General features: G+C 34.6%; 14 protein-coding genes. 12 read left to right on the plus strand and 2 right to left on the minus strand.

The features are described 5' to 3' along the window. Window positions 1-113: 113 nt before the first annotated feature. From purL to K1X16_RS01445, 12 genes are all read left to right on the plus strand, one after another. Entirely contained in the window at window positions 114-3,785 is a 3,672-nt protein-coding gene (purL, locus tag K1X16_RS01390) for a phosphoribosylformylglycinamidine synthase (protein WP_225034759.1), read from the plus strand. Window positions 3,786-3,814: 29 nt separating this feature from the next. After that, the gene (locus tag K1X16_RS01395; RefSeq protein WP_225034760.1) at window positions 3,815-5,869 is read left to right on the plus strand and encodes a sensor histidine kinase; all 2,055 of its coding nucleotides are present in this window, start codon (window positions 3,815-3,817) and stop codon (window positions 5,867-5,869) included. Further along, window positions 5,866-6,492 (plus strand): response regulator transcription factor, encoded by a 627-nt coding sequence (locus K1X16_RS01400; RefSeq protein WP_225034761.1) that lies wholly within the window; start codon window positions 5,866-5,868, stop codon window positions 6,490-6,492. The genes K1X16_RS01395 and K1X16_RS01400 overlap by 4 nt, the downstream gene beginning before the upstream one ends. Before the next feature lie 57 nt (window positions 6,493-6,549). Further along, window positions 6,550-7,329: a hypothetical protein gene (locus tag K1X16_RS01405; RefSeq protein WP_225034762.1), complete on the plus strand. Its 780-nt coding sequence runs from the start codon at window positions 6,550-6,552 to the stop codon at window positions 7,327-7,329. A gap of 161 nt (window positions 7,330-7,490) precedes the next feature. Further along, entirely contained in the window at window positions 7,491-13,895 is a 6,405-nt protein-coding gene (locus K1X16_RS01410; protein ID WP_225034763.1) for a choice-of-anchor D domain-containing protein, read from the plus strand. Window positions 13,896-14,268: 373 nt separating this feature from the next. Beyond that, window positions 14,269-16,041: an AMP-dependent synthetase/ligase gene (locus K1X16_RS01415; RefSeq protein ID WP_225034764.1), complete on the plus strand. Its 1,773-nt coding sequence runs from the start codon at window positions 14,269-14,271 to the stop codon at window positions 16,039-16,041. Window positions 16,042-16,325: 284 nt separating this feature from the next. Further along, entirely contained in the window at window positions 16,326-16,781 is a 456-nt protein-coding gene (locus K1X16_RS01420; RefSeq protein WP_195870631.1) for a MarR family winged helix-turn-helix transcriptional regulator, read from the plus strand. Between the two features lies 1 nt (window position 16,782). Further along, entirely contained in the window at window positions 16,783-19,191 is a 2,409-nt protein-coding gene (locus K1X16_RS01425) for a 3-hydroxyacyl-CoA dehydrogenase/enoyl-CoA hydratase family protein (protein WP_225034765.1), read from the plus strand. Window positions 19,192-19,324: 133 nt separating this feature from the next. Beyond that, window positions 19,325-19,681: a four helix bundle protein gene (locus K1X16_RS01430; protein ID WP_225034766.1), complete on the plus strand. Its 357-nt coding sequence runs from the start codon at window positions 19,325-19,327 to the stop codon at window positions 19,679-19,681. Between the two features lie 29 nt (window positions 19,682-19,710). After that, window positions 19,711-20,907 (plus strand): acetyl-CoA C-acyltransferase, encoded by a 1,197-nt coding sequence (locus K1X16_RS01435; protein WP_225034767.1) that lies wholly within the window; start codon window positions 19,711-19,713, stop codon window positions 20,905-20,907. 41 nt (window positions 20,908-20,948) lie between these two features. Next, window positions 20,949-21,308: a four helix bundle protein gene (locus K1X16_RS01440; protein WP_195870635.1), complete on the plus strand. Its 360-nt coding sequence runs from the start codon at window positions 20,949-20,951 to the stop codon at window positions 21,306-21,308. 70 nt (window positions 21,309-21,378) lie between these two features. Then, window positions 21,379-23,190, plus strand: a complete 1,812-nt coding sequence (locus K1X16_RS01445) for an acyl-CoA dehydrogenase family protein (RefSeq protein WP_225034768.1) — start codon at window positions 21,379-21,381, stop codon at window positions 23,188-23,190. 72 nt (window positions 23,191-23,262) lie between these two features. On the opposite strand, the gene K1X16_RS01450 is transcribed toward K1X16_RS01445, so the two are convergent. Continuing rightward, a complete protein-coding gene (locus tag K1X16_RS01450; RefSeq protein ID WP_225034769.1) occupies window positions 23,263-24,549 on the minus strand; it encodes a M56/M15 family metallopeptidase in 1,287 nt (428 codons plus the stop codon). Between the two features lie 128 nt (window positions 24,550-24,677). Then, window positions 24,678-25,022 carry a BlaI/MecI/CopY family transcriptional regulator gene (locus K1X16_RS01455; RefSeq protein ID WP_230080237.1) on the minus strand — a complete coding sequence of 115 codons (345 nt, stop codon included), beginning with the start codon at window positions 25,020-25,022 and terminating at the stop codon, window positions 24,678-24,680. Window positions 25,023-25,148: the final 126 nt, after the last annotated feature.

The raw sequence follows: 25,148 nt of genomic DNA on the forward strand, positions 1-25,148 counted from the left end.
TTTATGTTTAAAACTTGTTGAATACTTCGCAATTTGAAATTCAAATACTATAGAGAATATCACAAAATGAATTAACTTTGCATTTTATTTTTCACATCTAACATCCCATATAAATGATTCATTTCTTCGGAAACCAAAACAGTAAGGTATTTGCTGTTCAAGCAACAAAAGAATTATCAACAGCAACCATTTCTAAATTGACATGGTTATTTGGCGACCAACCAAAAATAGAACAAGCATCAATCGATGCTTTTTTTGTTGGACCAAGAGCAGCAATGATTACTCCTTGGAGTACAAATGCTGTTGAAATAACCCAAAACATGGGAATTGAAGGCATTCTAAGAATTGAAGAGTTTTCTTCAATAACTGAAGACTTCAAAGATTTCGATCCTATGATTTCTGAAAAATATCAACGTTTACATCAAGAGATTTTTACTATCGATATTCAACCTGAAGCCATTCTTAATATTGAATACATTTCAGAATATAACCAACAAGAAGGCTTATCATTAAGTGACGAAGAAGTTGAGTATCTTGAAGGTGTGTCTAAAAAAATAGGACGACCATTAACCGATTCTGAAGTTTTCGGATTTTCACAAGTGAATTCAGAACACTGTAGACACAAAATATTCAATGGCACATTTGTGATTGATGGAGAAGAGAAAGAAACGTCGCTTTTCAAATTGATTAAAGAAACATCGAAGCAAAATCCAAACGATATAGTTTCGGCATACAAGGACAATGTCGCATTTATAAAAGGCCCAATTGTAGAACAATTTGCTCCTTCTCGTGCAGATGTTCCTGATTATTATACGACTAAAGATTACGAATCTGTAATATCATTAAAAGCAGAGACACATAACTTTCCAACAACTGTAGAGCCATTTAATGGAGCAGCAACAGGTTCTGGTGGAGAAATTAGAGATAGATTAGCTGGCGGAAAAGGCTCGTTGCCATTAGCAGGAACAGCGGTTTACATGACCTCCTACTCTCGATTAGAAGAAGAGCGACCATGGGAAAAAGCATTTCCTGAACGCAAATGGCTGTACCAAACTCCAATGGATATTTTAATAAAAGCCAGTAATGGAGCTTCTGATTTCGGAAACAAATTTGGACAACCTTTAATCTGTGGATCTGTTTTAACTTTTGAACATCAAGATCAAAATGGTAAGATTGGTTACGACAAAGTAATTATGCAAGCTGGAGGCATCGGTTATGGAAAAGCAGAACAAGCATTAAAAGACACACCTCAAGAAGGCGATAAAATAGTCATTCTAGGTGGAGATAATTATAGAATTGGTATGGGAGGAGCTGCGGTTTCTTCAGCTGACACTGGTGCTTTGGCTTCAGGAATTGAACTAAATGCCGTACAACGTTCTAACCCAGAAATGCAAAAACGTGCTGCAAATGCTGTTCGAGGTATGGTAGAAAGTGATGAGAATTTCATTGTTTCTATTCACGATCATGGCGCTGGTGGACACCTCAACTGTTTATCTGAATTGGTTGAAGATACAGGTGGAAAAATCGATTTAGATAAATTACCAGTTGGTGATCCAACATTATCATCAAAAGAAATTATTGGTAACGAATCTCAAGAACGTATGGGATTAGTCATTGGTGACAAACATTTAGAAACTTTACATAAAATTGCAGATCGCGAACGTTCTCCAATATACGATGTCGGAGAAGTTACCGGAAAACACCGTTTTACATTTGAGTCTAAAACTACTGGAGAAAAACCAATGGATTTAGCCTTAGAAGATATGTTTGGTAGTTCTCCAAAAACCATCATGAATGATGTTACCGTTGAAAAAAATTACAACGGCATTTCATACGACACCACTAAATTTTACGATTATTTAGATCAAGTAGTACAACTCGAAGCTGTAGCTTGTAAAGATTGGTTGACTAATAAAGTGGATCGTTGTGTTGGTGGTAAAGTCGCCAAACAACAATGTGTTGGTCCTTTGCAAGTTCCTTTAAACAATGTTGGCGTAATGGCACTTGATTTTAAAGGTAAAGAAGGTATTGCTACAAGTATTGGCCACTCACCTATTTCGGGATTAATTAATCCAATAGCTGGAAGCCGTAATTCAATTACTGAAGCGTTGACAAATATCATTTGGGCTCCTTTAAAAGACGGTTTACAAAGTGTATCATTATCTGCAAACTGGATGTGGCCGTGTAAAAACGAAGGTGAAGATGCACGACTATATGAAGCTGTTAAAGCCATTTCAGAATTTTCAATAGACTTAGGTATTAACGTCCCAACAGGAAAAGATTCCTTATCCATGAAACAGAAATATCCTGATGGTGATGTGATTTCTCCTGGAACCGTGATAATTTCGGCTGCCGGAAATTGTAATGATATTTCTAATGTCGTAGAACCTGTGTTCCAAAAAGGAAAAGGATCTATTTATTATATCAACGTATCTCAAGATTCTTATGAATTGGGAGGAAGTTCTTTTGCGCAAATCAACAATAAAATAGGAAATACAACACCTAGTGTAAAAAGTGCAGCTTACGTTAAAACTGTTTTTAACACGATTCAAAATTTAATAAAAGACAATAAAATCGTTGCAGGACACGACGTCGCTTCGGGTGGATTGATTACAACCTTATTAGAAATGTGTTTTGCCGATACTAACTTGGGAGCCGAATTAGATATTACAAACCTCAACGAAAAAGATGCATTTAAAGTGTTATTTGCCGAAAATGCAGGTCTTGTTTTTCAATCTGAAGATGACACCATTGAAACAGAATTATCTAACGCTAACATTGATTTCCATAAATTAGGAAACGTTATTGAAAGTGATGTTTTAGGCATTATGAATGGAAATGAAGTTTTTACCATGACAGTTTCAAGATTAAGAGACATGTGGTTTAAGACCTCTTACCTACTCGACCAAAAGCAAACCGCTAATGGTTTAGCGAAGCATAGATTTGATAATTATAAAAATCAGGCTTTAGATTTTAAATTTCCAACGCATTTTTCAGGAAAACTACCTGTCATTTCGAGCGAAGCCGAGAAATCTCGTCCAAAAGCAGCAATCCTACGTGAAAAAGGATCAAACTCAGAAAGAGAAATGGCTAATGCCATGTATTTAGCTGGTTTTGATGTTAAAGATGTGCATATGACGGATTTAATTTCGGGTCGTGAAACTCTTGAAGATATTCAGTTTTTAGGTGCTGTTGGTGGTTTTAGTAATTCTGATGTTTTGGGCTCTGCGAAAGGTTGGGCTGGAGCCATTAAATACAACGAAAAAGCAAATAAAGTTATTAGCGATTTCTTTAAAAGAGAAGACACGCTTTCTGTTGGTATATGTAATGGTGCACAACTTTGGATGGAACTCGATTTAGTAAATCCAGAGCACGAGACACACGGTAAGTTAACTTATAACAATTCAAAAAAACACGAAAGTGGCTTTACATCTGTTAAGATTCAAGAAAATAATTCGGTGATGCTATCGAGTTTAGCAGGAAGTACTTTAGGGGTTTGGATTTCACATGGAGAAGGAAAATTTAACCTGCCTTATTCAGAAGACAAATATAATATTGTTGGCAAATATGGTTATGCAGACTATCCTGCAAATCCAAATGGTTCTGATTTTAATACGGCAATGCTTTGTGATAAAACCGGAAGACATTTAGCTACAATGCCTCATATAGAGCGTTCTATTTTTCAATGGAATTGGGCATATTATCCGGAAGGTAGAAAAGACGACGTAGCTCCTTGGTTAGAAGCTTTTGTGAATGCAAGATTATGGATTGAAAAAAATTCTTAATTTTAAAACCACAACCAACTTATTTCCTTATGGTGGCTAAAGCCCTAAAATTAAATAACATTATTTGTGGTATTTTTATCATTGTTTCACTTCAATTAGTACATGGCCAAAAACAAGATGTCAATATTGAAGCTGTTAATACAATAAAACAAAACATAAATCAATCTAAGAAAACCATCCAACTTAAATGGATGGATAGTCTTTTAACTTTAATTAGAGATACCAAAGGGTTTAAATACGACTCTATTGCAAGAGAAACTATTGACTTCTCCATACAGCTAGACTCCTTTAATTTGGCTGCATATCACACTGCAAATCTTATTAACTACAATAATAATTTTGTAGGCAACCCAAAAGAAGGCGTCAGTTTATTTAATAAATATTATCCCATCTTAGAAACGCATATATCGCTTCGTAATAAAGCAAGTTTATATATTGATTCCGGAGATAGCTATTATTATATAGGTAAAGTTGACAAATCTATAGAACATTACGATAAAGCTATTTTTTATGCTGACAAAGACAACAATCAACGTATTAAGGCTTTTGCAATTTTATACAAAGGCTATGCCTACAATGACGAAGGCCAATTTGTTGAAGCTTCTAAAACGCTAATCAATGCTGTTAAAATTTTTGAAAACGTTAAAGACACATTCAACATTATTGGAGCTAAAAATTCTTTAGGAATAGTCTATAGCAAGAATGGGTTTTTAGAAGAAGCAAACACAGAACGTAATGAAGCTTTGGTCCTAGCTAAAAAAACCAATAGCATTGGACAAATTGCAACTTTAGAAGTAAATGCAGCTGCCGATTTTCGTAAAACAAAAGATTATGAAAAGCAGATAAAAAGCCTACAAACTGCATTAGCAGCTTCTAAACAATCAAGATTTGCAGATGATTTATATCCCAGAATAGTAAACCCTCTTATTTTGGCTTATGTAAATACAGACAGTCTTGATAGAGCGAAATTTTACTTAAAGAAAATAGAAAATTCAGATAAAAATTATACCCAAGGTGTATATGAGTCGAGCTATATTAAATCTAAACAACAAATTGAATTAGCAGATAAGAACTACAACCAGGCATTGCAACTTGGTACAACCTATTTAACAATTGTAAACAACAGTAACAATGTAAATAATATTGAACATGCTGAACGTTTTCTCTCTCAAGTTTATGATTCCTTAGGTAACGATAGCAAAGCTTTCTTTCATTATAAAAATGCGAAACACATAGAAGATTCCATTTATAACATACAAAAAACTAAAGCTTTAAGCTATTACCAAACACTTTATGAGACTGAGAAAAGAGATGCCATGATTAAAGCCCAGGAATCTGATATTTTATTACTCGATTCTAAAAACAGAGTTAAAAATCAGTGGCTAATATTTGGATCCTTAGGTTTGCTAGGCCTTTTCAGTATCGTTTATCTTTATCGTTCAAAACAGTTTTTAAAGAAAAAAGAACAACTTCAAAAAGTATTTGCACAAGATTTATTACGAAATATTGAGCGCGAACGCAGTCGCATATCTAGTGAATTGCATGATAGCATTGGGCAAAGCTTGTTATTAATAAGAAACAAAATAGTGCTTAATGATGATGTTGAAAATTCAAATACGTCTTTAGTAGATAATGCCATACATGAAGTACGCACCATTTCCCAAGATCTACACCCTTTTCAGTTTGAAAAATTAGGACTTATAAAATCCTTAAAATATCTTATTGAAAAACTACAAAACAATTCAAACATTTTCTATTCAGAAGATATCGATGAGTTAAAAGATGAAATTCCTATAGAACAAACCATTTTTGTGTACAGAATGATACAAGAATGTCTTAATAATGTAGAAAAACACTCAGAGGCCAAAGCATGTCAATTAAATATTGAAGAAGTTGCTGATGCCGTTACTTTTGAGGTGAAAGATAATGGTATTGGATTTGACCTTACCGAAGGTATCGATCAGCTAAATAGTTTAGGGATGCAAACTTTAAAAGAACGCGCTAAAATTATTAATGCACAGTTAAGTATCTCATCAACCAAAGGCAAAGGCACCACTGTAATTATTAAAGTTCCTAAAAAATGAAGCCTACCGTAATTATAGCAGATGACCACCCTTTACTATTAGAAGGCAATAAACTTTTTTTAGAAAAAAACTGGTATAATGTAATTGCCACAGCAAATGACGGTAATGATGCTTACAACAAGATTATAAAACTACAACCAGATGTTGCCATTTTAGACTATGACATGCCAATTATTGATGGTCTTGAGGTTGCAAAAACCTTAAAGTCAAAAAACAGCTCTACTAAAATTATTATCCTCACTTTACACAAACAAGAAAGCATTATTAAAGAAATTGGAAAATTAATTGATGCTTATGTTTTAAAGGAATCTGCTTTAAGTGAACTAGAAACCTGTTTAAAAAAAGTATTGAATGATGAAAACTTTGTGAGCCCTGCACTAGAGGACAAAGTATATTTAAAATCTGGAAATACAGATATTTCATCCTTAACAAAAACAGAACTAAAAATATTGAAATACTTGGCCTCTAATCTAAGTAGTTCTGAAATTGCTGAAACTTTATTTATTTCGAAACGAACAGTAGAAAAGCATCGCAGTAATATTATCTCAAAGCTCAAATTAGACAAAAGCCAAAATGCTCTTGTCATCTGGGTTCAGAAACACCAAGAACTCTTCACTACGTAGACCTACGTATTTTAGATTCTAATCTAGCAATATACTTTTATAAGAAAGAAACGTATTATGCTGGTTAGACACAAACTTCCATTTAACCATTGGCTCCTAGACATCTATAGCATTGATCTGAAACCTCACGTAGACAGTCATATTATAGTGCCTAATGGGTATTCATATATACTCTGTATTGCCAAAAATAAAGTTTCAATAAATTCAAAAAACATCACTAGAGACACGATAGCGTGTTTTAAGCCTACGCAAAAAGTTGTGTCTATTGATTGCCATAAGCCAACAACGGTTATTGTTGCAAAATGTATTCCTACATATGCTGGATATATAATTAATAATGAACAAAAACGCATCTACAATTTAAACCATCTCATATCATCAAAACATTCCAGATGGTCCAAACAATTGTTTAATTCCAATTCAGACCTTTATTTGCGTATACAGCTTTTTAATTCAATATTATCTCAACTCAATTTTAAAACCATACATAAAACCATACTAGACAATATTGTATTATATATTCACGCCTGTAAAGGCAAAATAAGTATAAAGGAACTCACACAACGTTATTCTTGCAGTTCGCGATATATTCAGAAACAGTTTAAATCTATCATAGGTATTACACCGAAAGTTTATCTAAACCTTGCAAAACTCTATTACACTTTATTAGAATTGGAAATTACAATTAAAAGCGAGGCAGATGTTACAATACTTAATTATTACTATGATCATTCACATTTCTCAAAGACAGTAAAGTCGTTATTAGGCGTAAGTTACTCTAAGTACAAATCTTCTAAATCCAATCTAACATCTGTTTTACTATGTGAAGACTATTAGCCGATTATGTTCGCATTCATACCACAGAACACCGGCCAAAAGACATATTTTAACGACCAATTACAAAATTTTATAAGTTTAATCAGTAGCTACGTAGACCTACGTATATGTTTAGATACATCGGTCTACTAACTTGCAACCAAATTTAAATCTAACCTATTATGAAAAAATTTACGCTCCCAGAATGTTGGTCATCCAGATTATATGGCATCTATTGTCGCGAAAAAAATCCCATTATACATTTGGTAATGCTATGTTTTACAGCTTTTCTATTATTGGCAAGCAATCAAGACCTTAATGCACAAGCCCTCACCTTCAACCCCAACCCAATAGACATGGGTAATATAGAGGTTGGTCAAATGTTTGAAGCTTTTGTCGATATTTCAGATTCTGATCCAGTAGCTGAACCCAATGCAAATTACATATCTAATGTTTTTATTACCAATGACACAGCAGGCATATTTGTTAGTGGCAATTATTATTATGATGATAATGTAGGTTTTGGAAATCTAGGTGTTGGCATAAACCCTATAAATGAAGGTACATATACCGCAACATTAAATGTAGAGGTAGATGAAACAGACGGCACACAAATCTATCAAATACCAATTACGGCCACAGTTATACCAGCTTCATACCCAGAATTAACAGCCTCTAACTTAGACTTTAACACCATACATGTTAATACTAATACAACGCAAGATTTGATTTTAAGCAATAGCGGAAACGAAGATTTGGTAATCGACAACTTTAATCTCGATAACTCATCCGATACTACATTTACATATACTCAACCCAGTACGCCATTAACCATAACTCCTGGCAACACCTATACAATTCCTATAACTTTTTCACCTTTACCATTAGATGGTGGCTCTTCCGGAAGTGTATTCAATAGGTCAACAACCCTTACCATAACTAGCAACAACTATTTTGAATATGAGACAGCTATAAATGTTACAGGAAATGTATTCCCAAGTAACCCAGTAGAAACAGACACTGACTTTGGCAATGTTGAGATTGGACAAACCGTATCCGGAAGCAATTCCATTACCAATAACGGTGAAGGTGAACTTTTTATAGACAATGTTTATTTCGATACTTATCATATTGGCGCAGATGCAACGGCAGATTTTTCGTTAATAAATCCACCGACATTTCCAGTAATTTTAGCTCAAGGCCAATCACTTACCGTTGATATCGAGTTTACTCCAAATGATTTAAGTTTCAGACGTGTGTATATGCGTTATGCCGCTAGAAACCATACAAGTTCAGTAATAAGTCCTACTATTGAAGGTGTAGGCGTGCAGTCAGAAATTTCATTTCCAACTGATATTAATGCAGGGAATGTGCGTAAAGGAGAATCTGAAACATACACCTTAGAAATTCAAAATCCTGGCACACTAGCGACCCAAATTTCTGCTTTAGAAATCAGTGGTACAAATGCTGATGTTTTTTCTATTACTGGTAGTAGCCCACAAACCATACCTGCTGGTGGTTCTGTAGATTATAGCGTTGAATTTTCAAGCGATACAGCTGGTGGCAAAACAGCTCAAATAAATTTTACTAGTAATGTCGATAGCAGTCCACATAGTATTAATCTTTTGGCAAATATTACCAATTCCAAATTAAGAGTAAGTCCTGCAGAATTAGAATTCCCAGAAGTTTTGGTGGGCTCGTCTACTACTCCATTAACCGTAACACTCTCTAACGAATTTGGTACAGATGCTGTGGAGATACAAAATATAGTTTTGCCTAGTTCAGACTTTACAGTGAGTGGCATTACGACACCATTAACCATTGCAGCTGGAGGTGAAAGCAGTTTTCAGGTACAATGCAATCCACAACAAACAGGAAATGTTTATGCTCCATTGATCGTAGAAAGCAATGACGATAAAGCTTCAATTGGCATTAACTTAATGGGTATTGGTGTTACTCCAGAAATTCAGTTAAGTAGAACTCAAATGTTTTTCTTAAACACCGCATTGGATAGTAATGGTCGTACCGAGATACTTTCTATTCAAAACAACGGCACTGGCGATTTAATACTTAACGATGCTAACATTGTAAACAGTCCTGGTTCATTTGGCCCCATTCAGTTTGAATTATCATCACCCCTTACCCTACCAGTAACTATACCATCCAGTGAATCTTACATTATTCCTGTAAAATTTAATCCATCAAATATTGGAGGTTATACGGGGAGATTAAACCTAGCTACTAATGATGGCGACATAGGTATATTTTTAAGTGGTACAGCTATTGCACCTAGTGCCCATGTTGACAAAAATGAAGAATTTCCAGAGAATATAAGGATAGGTGAAAGTATTACAAGAGCATTTACAATAACAAATAATGGTGTAGGTACTTTAGAGATCTCGGATTTTGAACTTGTAGAAGTGGGAATTGATGCTGATGACGAACCCGATTTCACTTTGGATATCACGCTGCCATATAATATTGCTCAAGGACAAACTAGAACCTTACAAATTGTCGCCAACCCAATATCTACAGGCTATAAGAATGTACAGTTAGAACTTACTACAAATACAGTTTCTGGAGCCATAACGGGTGATCCTTTGTTGTGGTCTTACAACGTTTTAGATCTCGCCTATTTTGAAGGCGAAAACGTTAAACAAATGACAGATGCTGGCATTGGAGAAACCTCATATACACCATATACTATAACCAATACTGGTGAGGCAACTATGGTGGTATATGGTGAGCATGCAGCTTTATATCAAGCTGGAGGAACGTTCACAATACCAAATCAATCTGAGCTACCGACAGAATGGAATTCATACAATAACTTTCCTTTTACTTTAGACCCTGGAGATAGCAATGATATTATAATTGCTTATTCACCCTCTACAACCTCTGCATATGGTGAAATTGCATTAAAAACCGGACCAATTTTAAATAACGCTAACGAAGGTGGTTTTGAGTATTCTGCAATAATTAAAGCATCTGGTGGTGCATTATTACCTGCATTAACAACAATAGAAGCACAACCTATCACGTTCCCGCTCACAAGTATAGGAAGATCTAACTCAAAAATCGTTACCATAAAAAACACTGGAACAACCGACCTTATTATAAATAACACCTATGGAGACGGTACTTATATGTTTAAAGACCAAGGTAGTTTAACCAATATTACCTTGGGTGTTGGAAACACTATGGATTTTGAAATTTTATTTAACCCTAGTACCTTAGGTACTGTAGAAGGTTATTTTGGTTTCGATACTAATGTACAAAGTCAATTTGTAATCGTAAATGCGACTGGTGAAGCTAAAGAACCTGATGAAATCGTGGTCAACGGATTAACTTTTGAAGCAGATACGAAAATAGATTTGGGAGACGGAAAATACATTCTAAGCGGAAATGTACACGCGGGAAAAATGGAATTTGGTGGAGATGTAACTATAAATTTAGGCTCTAACAATGTAAGTTGCCAATGTAAAGTTTACACCACAAATATAACACCTGTAGGCGAATATGGCGGAGAAGAAGTCGATTTAATGGAAGGAGATATTACTTTTAAAGTAGAACAATCAGAAGATGGTACTCCGTATATAAATGCAGCCATCGATTCTGGTTTAACAGGTGTAAATACATTTTTAAATTTGGTAGACATTCCTATAGAATTTTCAAAATTTGAACTCATCACAGGTGATGATCCTGGTATTGAGGTTGGTGGGTCACTAGATCTACCTGCTGATATTTTTGGTCCCGATGTAAACGTTACCATAGATCGATTGCGAATTGTAGAATCTGGAGTGAATCTTGAAGGCTCTTCAAGTATAAGTGGAAACCCAGCCGTAAAGGTTCTTAATACTTTTGAGCTTCAAGAAGCAGGAGTTAACTTCAATACGTTCGAAAACTCATTTGGAGGGAATGCAGCCATAAGACTTTCATTATTAGGTAAAACAACTTCTATTGCTGGAGGCGTACAGATCATTAATGGTGGTTTGGATTCGGTTTCTTTAGAAGTAGAAATCAGTCCAGGCATTCCTTTAGCAAACACAGGATGGGAACTTTCTGGTGGTAATGGATTTATTAATGGTATTCAAGTACCTCCATTGTCAATCGGTTTAGGTGTAGATTTAAAGCCTATAGCACCTATAGACATTCTTAAATTAGATAATATGCAATTGGCATATACCTTTGGTACATCATTAGAGGCTAGTGGTACTATATTGGTCCTTAATCAAACTGTAGGTGGAGGAAGTATCTTAGTAAACAATTTAGGATTAACAGCAGAAGCTTATGTTAATTTATACGGTGTATTTAGAGGTGATGTTTCCTTACTTGTAGAAAACAGAACGTCTGGTCTTTTTGCAGAAGCTATGGCAGATATGTCGCTTACCATCCCTGAAATACCTGCTGCAGATTGCGCGATATGTGAAGCCGTAAATGGCTATTTACCATATACTATTGCAGAACTTAAAGCAAAAATCAACAACGATAGATTTAAAGCAAGTACAACCATTGCAGATGTGTTAACTCTAGATATAGGTGTTGAGTTTGGTGGTGATGTTAAAGTAGGCGGAAAGTTTGGAATAATTCCTTTTGGCGACAGTGGGAGATCTGCAGAAAACAACTTTTCGGAATTCTATATCGAAAATGATGAAAATGCAAAAGCAATAAATGAATTAGAAGGTGGCAGTTTAGTAGTTGCTTCTCGCGATAGTAACTCTCAAATACCATTTAACTTGTCACAAAACTACAGCAACGTTATTGTGCGAATAGAAGGTGATAATGCATATCCAGATGCCACATTAACCTTACCAGATGGCACTGTAATTACACCTACATCTGCAGAAACCAATGATGCTTTATATACCGAAAGTAACGAAAACTTTAGAGTGTTTTATACACTAAAAGACACTCAAATTGGTGAATACGAAATTAATGTTGAAGGAGCTGGACCTTATGAAATCGATTTATTTGGTGCTGGATTTGCACCAGAAATAGAAATTACAAGCGTAAACTATGACAATAGCACTAAAGATGTAACCATTACTTGGAACGATCAAGATTTAGATAGCGATGCAGTTATAGCACTCTATTACGACATTGATGGTAAAGGTGCTAATGGTAAGCAAATTGTAGGTGGTATATCTGAAAACGATACTACAAACCAATATACCTTTAATGCGTCTAATTTAATTAGTGGTACCTACTTTGTTTATGCAAAGATTGAAGATGAATCTAACCCAGCAGAATATGCATATGCAACAACCACATTTACTGTTGTAAACGAATCTCCTGTAGTTACACCAACATTAATTGGTGCCTTAGAAGATAATGTTTTTAAACTTGCTTGGAACCCTGTAAATGATGCTGATCACTACGTCATGTATATCGATGAAGAATTGGTAACACGTTACAGTAGTAGCCAAGGTGTTGGTGATGTAACCGCTTTCGATTTTAAAGATATTGCACCAGGACGTACGTATAAATTTGGTGTAACTGCAATGCGTGAAGAATTAGATGGTTCATATACAGAATCCAATCTATCTAATATTATAGAATTTGAATTTATAAGCCCAGATGTTAACAACATTCCAAAGTTAGAAACTGAAAGCTTAGCTCCTGTAACAGATCCTTGTAGTCCATATACATTTACGGTTAACTATTCAGATCCTGACACTGGAGATATTTTAGAATTAACAATGCCAACGCATCCAGAGGGTATGACCTTAGCAGGAAACACCATAAACTGGACTCCAACCGCTGATCAAATTGGTAAACACCAAGTCATCTTAAATGTTGCCGACGATAAAGGAGGTGTTGATGAAAAAAGCTTTGTAATCACAGTATTTAATGCTAATTCAGCGCCAACTCCAGATTTAAGCGTACTTCCAGTTGCTGAGGCAGCATGTAGCGTTACACTTAATGCGCCTAGTGCTACAGACGACTGTAGTGGTACTATTACTGCAACAACAACTGATGCAACAGCCTATACGCAACCTGGCGACTATATGGTAACTTGGGTTTACGACGATGGTAATGGCAATCAAGCTACACAACAACAACGCGTAATTGTAACAGATACTGAACTTCCAACAATAGCGTGTCAGCATATAACTGTGGCGTTAGATGAAACGACAGGTTCAGTAACTATACTTCCAGAAGATTTAGATAATGGAACTACTGACAACTGTGCAGAAGTTGAAGACTTAACATTTAGTCTTTCGGAAGATACATTTACGGCAACAGGAGTTTACGATGTTACTTTAACAGTAGAAGACGAAAACAACAATTTAGATTCCTGTGTGGCGCAAGTTACTGTAGAACCATCATTGAGTATAGATGAAGCCACGAAATTAGATGGTATTAAACTGTATCCAAACCCAAATAGAGATGGCAGACTTAATCTTGAAATTCCAGATGACATCAATCTTGAGAAAATTGAAATTTATGATGCTATAGGTAGAAAAGTGATGGATATTAACCACATTGAAAATTATATCAATATAGATAATCTATCCTCAGGCAGCTATTTGATTAAATTTTCTTCAGCAATAGGAAATACAACTAAAAGGATTAGTAAATTGTAATATTAATTCAATAATTAAAAAGGTCAAGGTAATTTTATCTTGACCTTTTTGTATTTATGATGGTGAGATTAACTAAACTAAGTTTAATATTCCAAACAAAAATGGCAGACATTAACAAGTAAATTGTTTTCATTTATGTAGAGATTATTGCTTTAAACAATCGGTTCAACGATCTGGTTAACCATATAAGTATCATTTTAATAATAAAACGATACTGTTATCAAACTAATAGTTAAACGCATGCTAGTACGTTACCATTTTCTTGATTCAATAAATAATTCCTAATTTATTATCACCTACGATATTAATTATATAATTTTTAACTTTAATTTTTATATTTTCGTAATCACTTACTAAATAAGCGTCCATAAATATGACAGAAGTAACACGACTTTTTGATTTCCCCTACTACCAATTAAAACACAAACCAACGTCTAATGCGCTAGTTACCAAATACAATGGAAAGTGGGAACCGACTTCAACGCAAGAATACATAGATAAATCCAATGCAATGAGCAGAGCTTTATTGCGATTAGGTGTTCAGAAGAATGATAAAATTGCAGTTATTTCAACTACAAATAGAACAGAGTGGAATATCATGGATATTGGAATTCTTCAGCTCGGTGCACAAAATATACCGATATACCCAACTATTAGTGCTGAAGATTACGAGTATGTATTAAATCATAGTGAATCTACGTATTGCTTTGTTTCCGATGAAGTAGTCCTAGAAAAAGTTCGAAAAGTACAAGCGAATACCAAAATAAAAGAAGTGTATTCTTTTGATCATATTGAAGGCTGTAAACACTATTCCGAATTGTTAGAACTCGGAGAAGACCACAGCAATCAACCTGAAGTAGAATTAAGAAAAGATGCTGTAAAGTCAACCGATTTAGCAACTATAATTTATACGTCTGGTACAACAGGAAAACCTAAAGGTGTTATGCTTTCTCACTGGAATATAACAAGTAATGCTTTAGATAGTTCTCCTAGAGTGCCATTAAAAGAAGGAGAAACGCGTGTTTTAAGCTTTTTACCTATTTGTCACATTTTTGAACGCTTGTTAATCTATGTGTATCAATATGCAGGAACTTCCATTTATTTTGCAGAAGGCATTGATAAAATTGGTGAAAATGCCAAAGAAATTAAACCAAACTTAATGAGTGTTGTTCCGCGACTACTCGAAAAAGTTTTTGATAAAATTATGCTGAAAGGTGATGATCTTTCTGGCATAAAAAGGTCATTATTCTATTGGGCAGTAAGTTTAGGAGAACGTTGGGAACCTTACGGTGCAAATGGAGCATGGTACGAATTTCAACTAAAAATCGCGGATAAACTTATTTTTAGTAAATGGAGAGAAGCACTTGGTGGAGAATTAGGAACAATGGTTTCGGGAAGTGCAGCGCTTCAACCACGACTTGCTCGAATTTTTGGAGCAGCAAAAATGAGAGTTATGGAAGGTTACGGCTTAACAGAAACATCACCTGTGATTTCTGTAGGTTTATATAGAGATAACATGTATAAAGTTGGTACTGTCGGAAAAGTAATAGACAACGTAGACGTAAAAATTGCTGATGATGGTGAAGTCTTAATAAAAGGCCCAAATGTAATGATGGGTTATTATAAAGATCCTGACAAAACAGCTGAAGTAATGACAGGAGACTACTTTCACACAGGAGATAAAGGGGAAGTTGATGCCGATGGTTTTTTAAGAATCACAGGTCGAAAAAAGGAAATGTTTAAAACCTCTGGTGGAAAATATGTTATTCCGCCGCTCTTAGAAAATGATATGAAACAATCGTTGTTTATAGAGCAGATTATGGTTGTAGGTGAAGGCGAAAAAATGCCAGCAGCTTTAATTCAACCAAATTTCGATTTTATTCGTGATTGGATTGACCTGAAGAAAAATAACGTAGGCAAAACTGATGTTGAGATAGCTAACTCAGAAATTGTGATTAACCGTATCCAGCAAGAAGTAGACAAGTATAATAAACACTTTGGAAAATGGGAACAAATAAAACGTTTTGAACTTACGCCAGATGCTTGGTCAATTGAAGGTGGACACCTTACTCCTACCATGAAAATGAAACGCTCCATAATTAAGGATATTTATCAAGATCTTTATGATAAAATCTATCGCGTATAATTATAAGTCATTTATTTAACGATCTTAATAAAAGTAACAGCCGCAAATAATAATTGCGGCTGTTTTTCTTTAAAAACAATCTCTGATTAGTTTTTTATAGATGAAACAATTAGTGTTACTATTAGTACGACCAGTCAATATATTGATATATTCACAAAATTTACCCTCTTAAACAGCGTAATATTCAGATTAGAAGATTTATTTTTAACATAATGAAATAATTTTTCAAAAATACTATGCGTGCATAGTATTTTTTTACTATCTTTGGTTTTCAAATACAATCCATGAAAGATAAAACCATTGACTATGTCTTAAGAACCACATGGTTGGCAGTCAACAAAATGTACAACGAAGAAGCCTCCGCTTTTGGAACAACTATGGCAACTGGGTTTGCATTGTTAAGTATTGATCCTGAGAAAGGAACACCTTCAACGTCCTTAGGTCCAAAAATGGGAATGGAAGCCACAAGTCTTTCCAGAACCTTAAAAACTATGGAAACAAAAGGTTTAATAGTACGTAAACCAAATCCTGAAGATGGACGTGGTGTACTTATTTTCTTAACGGATTTTGGTCGAGAGAAAAGAGAATTATCAAAAGAAAAAGTGCTCACTTTTAATGATACTATAAAAAACAACGTCTCACCAGAAGAACTGTCAAATTTCTATAAGGTTGCCGAAATCATTAATAATATGATTTCTAACAAACAGATATATAATAAAAACGAACACATTTTAAAATAAGATGAGTAAACGAAGAATTAAAAAAATAGCAATTATTGGATCTGGAATTATGGGAAGCGGTATCGCTTGTCATTTCGCCAATATTGGTGTTGATGTTTTATTGTTAGACATTGTACCACGAGAATTAAACGACAAAGAGAAAGCTAAAGGTTTAACTTTAGAAGATAAAGTTGTGCGAAATAGATTAGTAAACGATGCTTTAACAGCCTCGTTAAAATCTAAGCCCTCACCTATTTATAGTCAAAAATTTGCAAATCGTATTACTACAGGAAACATAGAAGACGATATTGCAAAAGTTGCTGACGTGGATTGGATTATGGAAGTTGTTGTAGAACGACTAGATATTAAACAACAAGTTTTCGAAACGCTAGAAAAACATCGTAAGCCAGGAACCTTAATAACTTCTAATACGTCAGGTATTCCTATTAAGTTTATGAGTGAAGGACGAAGTGAAGATTTCCAGAAACATTTCTGTGGGACTCACTTTTTTAATCCTGCACGATACTTAAAATTATTCGAAATTATTCCTGGTCCAAAAACAGATCAGGCTGTATTAGATTTTTTAAATGATTATGGCGAAAAATTCTTAGGAAAAACGTCTGTAATCGCTAAAGATACACCTGCTTTTATAGGCAATAGAATTGGGATATTTAGCATTCAAAGTTTATTTCACACTGTTAAAGATTTAGATCTCACTATTGAAGAAGTTGATAAATTATCAGGTCCTGTAATTGGTCGTCCAAAATCTGCCACGTTTAGAACTGTTGATGTTGTCGGCTTAGACACTTTGGTTCACGTAGCTAACGGTATCAGAGAAAACTGTCCAAAAGACGAACGTATAGAATTGTTTGAATTACCTGATTTCATCAATACCATGATGGAAAACAAATGGTTGGGTAGTAAAACGGGTCAAGGTTTTTACAAGAAAACTAAAAATGACAAAGGTAAAACTGAGATTTTATCTTTAGACCTAAACACATTAGAGTACAGAGCGTCTAAGAAGGCAAAATTTGCAACTTTAGAACTTACAAAAACAGTTGATAAAGTTGTTGACCGCTTCAAAATATTAGTAAAAGGAAAAGACAAAGCAGGCGAATTTTACAGAAAGAGTTTTTCAGCCTTATTCGCTTACGTTTCTAACCGAATTCCTGAAATCACCGATGATTTATACAAAATCGATGATGCCATGAAAGCTGGTTTTGGATGGGAACATGGTCCTTTCCAAATTTGGGATGCTATTGGAGTAGAAAAAGGAATCGAGATGATGAAAGCTGAAGGTTTAGAGCCTAACGCTTGGGTAAATGAAATGATAGCTTCCGGAAATTCTTCTTTCTACACCGTTAAAGATGGAGCATCTTACGCTTATGATATTCCTAAGAGATCACAAGAAAAAATTCCGGGTCAAGATGCATTTATCATCTTAGATAATATCAGAAAAACCAACGAAGTATTTAAAAATTCTGGTGTTGTCATTGAAGATTTGGGTGATGGTATACTTAACGTAGAGTTCCAATCTAAAATGAATACCATTGGAGGTGATGTACTTGCAGGCTTAAATAAAGCCATTGATTTAGCGGAAAAAGATTTCGCCGGATTGGTAGTCGGGAATCAAGCCGCAAACTTCTCTGTTGGCGCTAACATTGGTATGATTTTTATGATGGCTGCAGAACAAGAATATGACGAGCTTAATATGGCTATTAAATATTTCCAAGATACCATGATGCGCATGCGATACTCGTCAATTCCAACAATTTCTGCACCTCACGGCATGGCTTTAGGTGGTGGTTGCGAATTATCATTACACGCCGATAAAGTAGTTGCAGCAGCCGAAACTTACATGGGACTTGTAGAGTTTGGTGTTGGAGTTATTCCTGGTGGTGGCGGCTCTAAAGAAATGGCCTTAAGAGCATCAGATACCTTTAAAAAAGGCGATGTTCAGTTAAATGTATTACAAGAATATTTCTTAACGATTGGAATGGCTAAAGTGTCAACATCTGCTTATGAAGCTTTCGATTTAGGATTGCTTCAACAAGGCAAAGACGTTGTCGTTGTGAATAAAGACCGTCAAATAGCAGTTGCCAAACAACATGCTAAATTAATGGCAGATATGGGTTATACACAACCTGTAAAACGAGAAGACGTTTTAGTTCTAGGTAAACAAGCACTTAGTATGTTTATGGTTGGAACAGACTCTATGGAAGCATCCAATTACATTAGTGAACACGATCGTAAGATTGCTAATAAATTGGGTTATGTAATGGCTGGTGGAGATTTATCTGAGCCAACAAAAGTAAGTGAGCAATATTTATTAGATATAGAGCGTGAAGCTTTCTTAAGTTTATGTACAGAACGTAAGACTTTGGAACGAATTCAGCATATGTTGACTAAGGGAAAACCGTTGAGAAATTAAAAAAGTACTAAGTAATCAGTATTAAGTATTAAGACTGAAACTATAGATAAGTTCAACCAATCTATAAAAATGTTTAGAATCTTGATATTAAATTCTGAAAAACAAAATACTTACAATCTTAATATCAATTACCATGCACAGATTCGAAGAGTTAAAAATATGGCAAAAGGCAATGGACATTACAGAAAATTGTTATCGGGCAACCGATAGTTTTCCAAAAGAAGAAAAATACGGATTAACATCACAACTAAGACGAAGTGCAGTTTCAATTCCTTCAAATATTGCTGAAGGTGCAGGACGAAATACAAATGGAGAATTCAGACAGTTTTTAGGAATTGCGAATGGTTCTTCTTATGAATTATTAACACAATTATATTTATCTAAAAGATTAAACTTAATTACGGAAGAAAAAGTAAGACCAATTATAAATGAAGTTGTACAAGTAACTAAAATGAGTTACGCTTTACAGAGAACGCTTAATAAGTCTTAATACTTAATTCTAAAAATCTTAATACTATTATGAGCAAACAAGCTTACATCGTAAAAGCATACAGAACAGCCGTTGGTAAAGCACCTAAGGGCGTGTTCAGATTTAAAAGAACAGACGAACTTGCAGCAGAAACCATCAAATACATGATGAAGGAACTGCCTAATTTAGATCCAAAACGCATTGACGACGTCATTGTTGGTAACGCTATGCCAGAAGGTTCGCAAGGTTTAAATATGGCGCGTTTAATCTCTTTAATGGGATTAGATGTTGTTGATGTGCCAGGCGTAACCGTCAACCGTTTTTGCTCTTCGGGAGTTGAAACGATCGGAATGGCAACAGCAAAAATTCAAGCAGGAATGGCAGATTGTATCATCGCTGGTGGTGCAGAAAGCATGAGTGCTGTACCAATGACAGGTTTTAAACCCGAATTAAATTACGATGCCATTGTAAAAGCAGGGCACGAAGATTATTATTGGGGCATGGGAAACACGGCTGAAGCCGTAGCTCAAAAATTCAACGTGTCTCGTGAAGACCAAGATGAATTCGCCTATAATTCTCATATGAAAGCATTAAAAGCACAAGCTGAAGATCGTTTTCAGGATCAAATTGTACCTATAGAAATAGAACAGACTTATATAGATGCCAATGGAAAAAAAGCAATAAAATCATATACAGTTACTAAAGACGAAGGCCCAAGAAAAGGCACAAGTAAAGAAGCCTTAGCAAAACTTCGAGCTGTATTTGCAGCAGGAGGTAGTGTAACAGCCGGTAACTCTTCTCAAATGAGTGATGGTGCTGCTTTTGTTATGGTCATGAGCGAAGATATGGTAAAGGAATTAGGTTTAGAGCCAATTGCTAGAATGGTGAACTATGCAGCGGCAGGAGTTGAACCTCGTATTATGGGAATTGGCCCAGTTAAAGCCATTCCGAAAGCATTAAAACAAGCAGGTTTAAAACAAGATGACTTGTCACTTATTGAATTGAATGAAGCCTTTGCTTCCCAATCCTTAGCAGTCATCAGAGAATTAGACTTAAATCCAGATATTATAAACGTCAATGGTGGTGCCATTGCATTAGGTCACCCATTAGGATGTACAGGAGCAAAACTATCAGTTCAATTGTTTGACGAAATGCGAAAGCGCGATATGAAAGGTAAATATGGTGCAGTAACCATGTGTGTTGGTACAGGTCAAGGGGCTTGTGGGGTGTTTGAGTTTCTTTCGTAAAAAGAAATTAGAGATGAGATGTTAGAAATTAGAGCTGAAGCATGAGTATTAGAAAGCGACATAATCATCGAAATTTAAAAATTTGGCAATTAGGCACAGAGATTATGAAAGATGTTTATGATTTAACTTCAACATTTCCGCAAAAAGAAGATTTTAGGCTAACTTCTCAATTAACAGGATGTGCAGTATCAATGCCCTCTAATATCGCTGAAGGTTCTGCACGAACCGATAAAGCTTTTAGCACTTTTTTGGATTATTCATTAGGCTCTTCATTTGAGCTAGGAACACAATTAATAGCGGCTTTACATGCTAAATATATTACTGAAATACAATTCGAACAATTAAACAATAAAAACAACGAATTTCAAAGAATGACAATTGGGTTTATGGGAAAACTATAGCTGTCTAACCTCTTAATTCTAATCTCTCATTTCTTAGATAAATTTGACAAAGACTAAAACTAATAAAATTATGGCTGAAACACAAAACAAAGACATCCTTCGAGGCGGTCAATTCCTAGTAAAGGAAACCAACTGCGAAGACGTCTTCACTCCTGAGGATTTTAGTGAAGAACAAAACATGATGAAGGAATCCGTGATGGAATTCAACGAACGTGAAATCATTGCACACAAACCAAGATTTGAAGCTAAAGATTATGCACTAACGGAAGAAGTAATGCGTAAAGCTGGCGACATGGGATTTTTAGGTGTTGCTGTTCCTGAAGCTTATGAAGGGCTTGGAATGGGATTTGTATCTACGGTGTTAACTTGTGATTACATCTCGAGCGGAACGGGTTCTTTTAGTACGGCTTTTGGTGCACATACAGGAATTGGCACCATGCCAATTACCTTATACGGAACCGAAGAACAGAAGCTAAAATATGTTCCTAAATTGGCTACAGGCGAATGGTTTGGTGCGTATTGTTTAACGGAACCTGGAGCTGGATCTGATGCCAATTCAGGTAAAACTACAGCAGAACTTTCTGCTGATGGTAAATCGTATAAAATAAACGGTCAAAAAATGTGGATCTCTAACGCAGGTTTCTGTCGTTTAATGATTGTTTTTGCACGTATTGAAGATGATAAAAATATTACTGGTTTTATCGTAGAATATGACAAGGACAGTCCAAACGGCATTACTTTAGGTGAAGAAGAACACAAATTAGGAATTCGTGCGAGTTCTACACGTCAGGTATTTTTTAATGATACGGTTGTTCCTGTAGAAAACATGTTAGCTGGTCGTGGTGAAGGTTTTAAAATCGCAATGAACGCCCTTAATGTTGGTCGTATAAAATTAGCGGCGGCTTGTTTAGATTCTCAAAGACGAATTCTAACGACTGCTGTGCAATATGCTAATGAACGTAAACAATTTAAAACACCAATTGCAGACTTTGGTGCTATTAAAACCAAATTAGCTGAAATGGCTGCAAGTGCGTATGCTGGTGAATCTGCAACGTATAGAGCTGCTAAAAATATTGAAGACAGAATCGCGTTACGTGAAGCTGCCGGAAACTCACATCAAGAAGCAGAACTAAAAGGCGTTGAAGAATACGCTATTGAATGTTCAATCTTAAAAGTAGCTGTTTCAGAAGATGTACAAAACAGTGCCGATGAAGGCATTCAAATCTTTGGTGGTATGGGATTCTCTGAAGAAACACCTATGGAAGCGGCTTGGAGAGATGCGAGAATTGCTCGAATTTACGAAGGAACTAATGAAATCAACAGAATGTTATGTGTTGGAATGTTAGTTAAAAAGGCCATGAAAGGTCATGTGGATTTACTAGGTCCTGCGCAAAAAGTTCAGGAAGAATTAATGGGTATTCCTTCTTTTGAAACACCAGATTATTCTGAATTATTTTCAGAAGAAAAGGAAATGATTGCAAAACTTAAGAAAACATTCTTAATGGTTGCTGGTGGTGCTGTTCAAAAATTTGGACAAGATTTAGAAGAACACCAACAACTACTTATTGCTGCTGCAGATATCTTAATTGAAATCTATATGGCAGAATCAGCCATTTTAAGAACTGAAAAAAATGTGAAACGCACGAGCGAAAAAGAGCAATCTGCTCAGATCGCTATGGCGAAATTATATTTATACCACGCTGTAGATATCGTTGAAGAAAAAGGAAAAGAAAGTATTATTTCTTTTGCCGAAGGCGATGAACAACGTATGATGTTAATGGGATTGAAACGTTTTACGAAATATCAAAACTATCCAGATATCGTAGATTTACGTATTGAAGTAGCGGAAAAAGTAAAAGCAGAGAATAAATACTGCTTCTAAAATTTAGTTAAGTTGAATGGTAAAAGCCAATTCTTCCCTTTCATGATTTGGGTTGAATTGGCTTTTTTATTTTTATTTATTGTTTCTAATTTCTAATAAGCCATCATAAATGGATTGTGCAATTTTTATTTGTTGGTCTTTATCTGTAAGCACTACTCTATCACTTTTATTCGTCATAAAACCTAATTCTAAATAAACACCAGGAACAGAAGTGTTTCTTAATAAATATAAATTTGCTTTCTTGATTCCTCTACTTGAAAAATAATTCTTTTGATGTTCAACTAAAATGTTAGCATATTTAAGACTTATATCACTATGCTCATTTTCTGAATTGTAATAGGCCTCTGTTCCGCTTATAGATTCATCATGATGTGCATTACTATGTAAACTTAAAAACAAATCTGGATTTTTAATATTTATAAATTCTGCACGTTCACTTAATTCTAAAAATTCATCCTCATGACGTGTTAATATAATTTCAACATTTTCATCACTCAATGAAGCTAGTAAATTTGAAATATTTAATACAACATCCTTCTCTAAAATACTATCAGATAAATTACCCGGATCTATTCCACCATGTCCAACGTCGAGAACAACCACAAGTGGTGCTTTTAAATCTTTGTAAGAACTAAACACAAAGATGCCTGCAAATAATAAGATTACAGAAGTAATTTTTAGGGTTTGTTTTAATACTGATGATTTTGATTGATGCAACATAATAATTCGATTTTTGATTTGAATGAAATTAAATCCGCTAGTTAAAGGAATGCGGTATTCCTTATGTCCTAAATTTATAATGGTATTAGAATAATTTTCAATGTCAATACCTGAAGAGACTGATTTATCATCAGCAATATATTCGTGATTTTGAAGTACAGCTTTTTTGTACAACCATACAAATGGATTGAACCAAAATGCACAAATAATTAGTTCTATCATAATGATATCTAAGGTATGCTTTTCTTCAAAATGCACTGTTTCATGTTTAATAATGCTTTCAAAATCTTCCGTATTTAAAACCTGATTTTCACTAATAAACATATAATTAAAAAAGCTCGATACCAGTTCAGAATCATTATTCTTTATTATTTTGAGCTTTCCAATACGTTTATGCTTCCCCTTGGTCAATTGATATATTTCAAAACTATTCTTCAAAAATCGAAAAACAAGAAAAAGACTAATTGCTAAATAAATATAGATCCAAATGCTTGCTGATGGACTGACCGTTTCAACATTTTTATAAGTAACCTCGTCAATATTTTGAGATTCGGCAACTGAATCTGAAAATGACTGAATAGGAATCTCTGTAATACTCGGAATTGTCTTGAATATTTCAATCTCTAATAATGGTGCCAACAAACAAAGTACCAAAGACCCCAAAAGAAAGTAGCGGTTGAATTAAAAAGTTTTCTGTTTTCTTAGCAACAAGAAATAAACTGTATAAGAACAACCTAAACTAATAATTGTATACATAAAATAACTCATCATTTACCTTTCTTTTTAGTCATTTTTTCATTTAATAATTCTTGAAGCTCTTGTAGTTCTTCCATTGACAAATCAGCATTTTTAGTAAAAAACGAAGCGAATTGCGCTTTTGAATCGTTAAAAAAATGTTGAATCATTCCATTAACTTGCTTTGTAAAATAATCGTTCTTTTTAAGAATTGGATAATATTCTTTGTCTCTTCCCAAACGGTTAAACCCAATATAATTTTTATCCGTCATCCGTTTTAATAATGTTGAAATTGTTGTGTAAGCTGGTCTTGGCTCAGGAAATTTCTCAACAATATCTTTCATGAATCCTTTTTCAAGCATCCATAAGTACTTCATAATCTGCAATTCGGATTTGTTTAACTGTTTTATATCCACAAATATAGTTTTAATACTACAAATGTAGTAATAAATTTAAATGGTGCAAATCATCCGCAAAATTTCTATCTTTAAAAAAAAATGATT

This window comes from Winogradskyella sp. SM1960 (assembly GCF_020179375.1).
GTDB lineage: Bacteria > Bacteroidota > Bacteroidia > Flavobacteriales > Flavobacteriaceae > Winogradskyella > Winogradskyella marina.

Excerpts from the sequence above, each read along its gene's own strand:
- purL (WP_225034759.1), top strand. The coding sequence starts at position 114 with ATGATTCATTTCTTCGGAAACCAAAACAGTAAGGTATTTGCTGTTCAA.
- K1X16_RS01395 (WP_225034760.1), top strand. The coding sequence starts at position 3,815 with ATGGTGGCTAAAGCCCTAAAATTAAATAACATTATTTGTGGTATTTTT.
- K1X16_RS01400 (WP_225034761.1), top strand. The coding sequence starts at position 5,866 with ATGAAGCCTACCGTAATTATAGCAGATGACCACCCTTTACTATTAGAA.
- K1X16_RS01405 (WP_225034762.1), top strand. The coding sequence starts at position 6,550 with ATGCTGGTTAGACACAAACTTCCATTTAACCATTGGCTCCTAGACATC.
- K1X16_RS01410 (WP_225034763.1), top strand. The coding sequence starts at position 7,491 with ATGAAAAAATTTACGCTCCCAGAATGTTGGTCATCCAGATTATATGGC.
- K1X16_RS01415 (WP_225034764.1), top strand. The coding sequence starts at position 14,269 with ATGACAGAAGTAACACGACTTTTTGATTTCCCCTACTACCAATTAAAA.
- K1X16_RS01420 (WP_195870631.1), top strand. The coding sequence starts at position 16,326 with ATGAAAGATAAAACCATTGACTATGTCTTAAGAACCACATGGTTGGCA.
- K1X16_RS01425 (WP_225034765.1), top strand. The coding sequence starts at position 16,783 with ATGAGTAAACGAAGAATTAAAAAAATAGCAATTATTGGATCTGGAATT.
- K1X16_RS01430 (WP_225034766.1), top strand. The coding sequence starts at position 19,325 with ATGCACAGATTCGAAGAGTTAAAAATATGGCAAAAGGCAATGGACATT.
- K1X16_RS01435 (WP_225034767.1), top strand. The coding sequence starts at position 19,711 with ATGAGCAAACAAGCTTACATCGTAAAAGCATACAGAACAGCCGTTGGT.
- K1X16_RS01440 (WP_195870635.1), top strand. The coding sequence starts at position 20,949 with ATGAGTATTAGAAAGCGACATAATCATCGAAATTTAAAAATTTGGCAA.
- K1X16_RS01445 (WP_225034768.1), top strand. The coding sequence starts at position 21,379 with ATGGCTGAAACACAAAACAAAGACATCCTTCGAGGCGGTCAATTCCTA.
- K1X16_RS01455 (WP_230080237.1), bottom strand. The coding sequence starts at position 25,022 with ATGAAGTACTTATGGATGCTTGAAAAAGGATTCATGAAAGATATTGTT.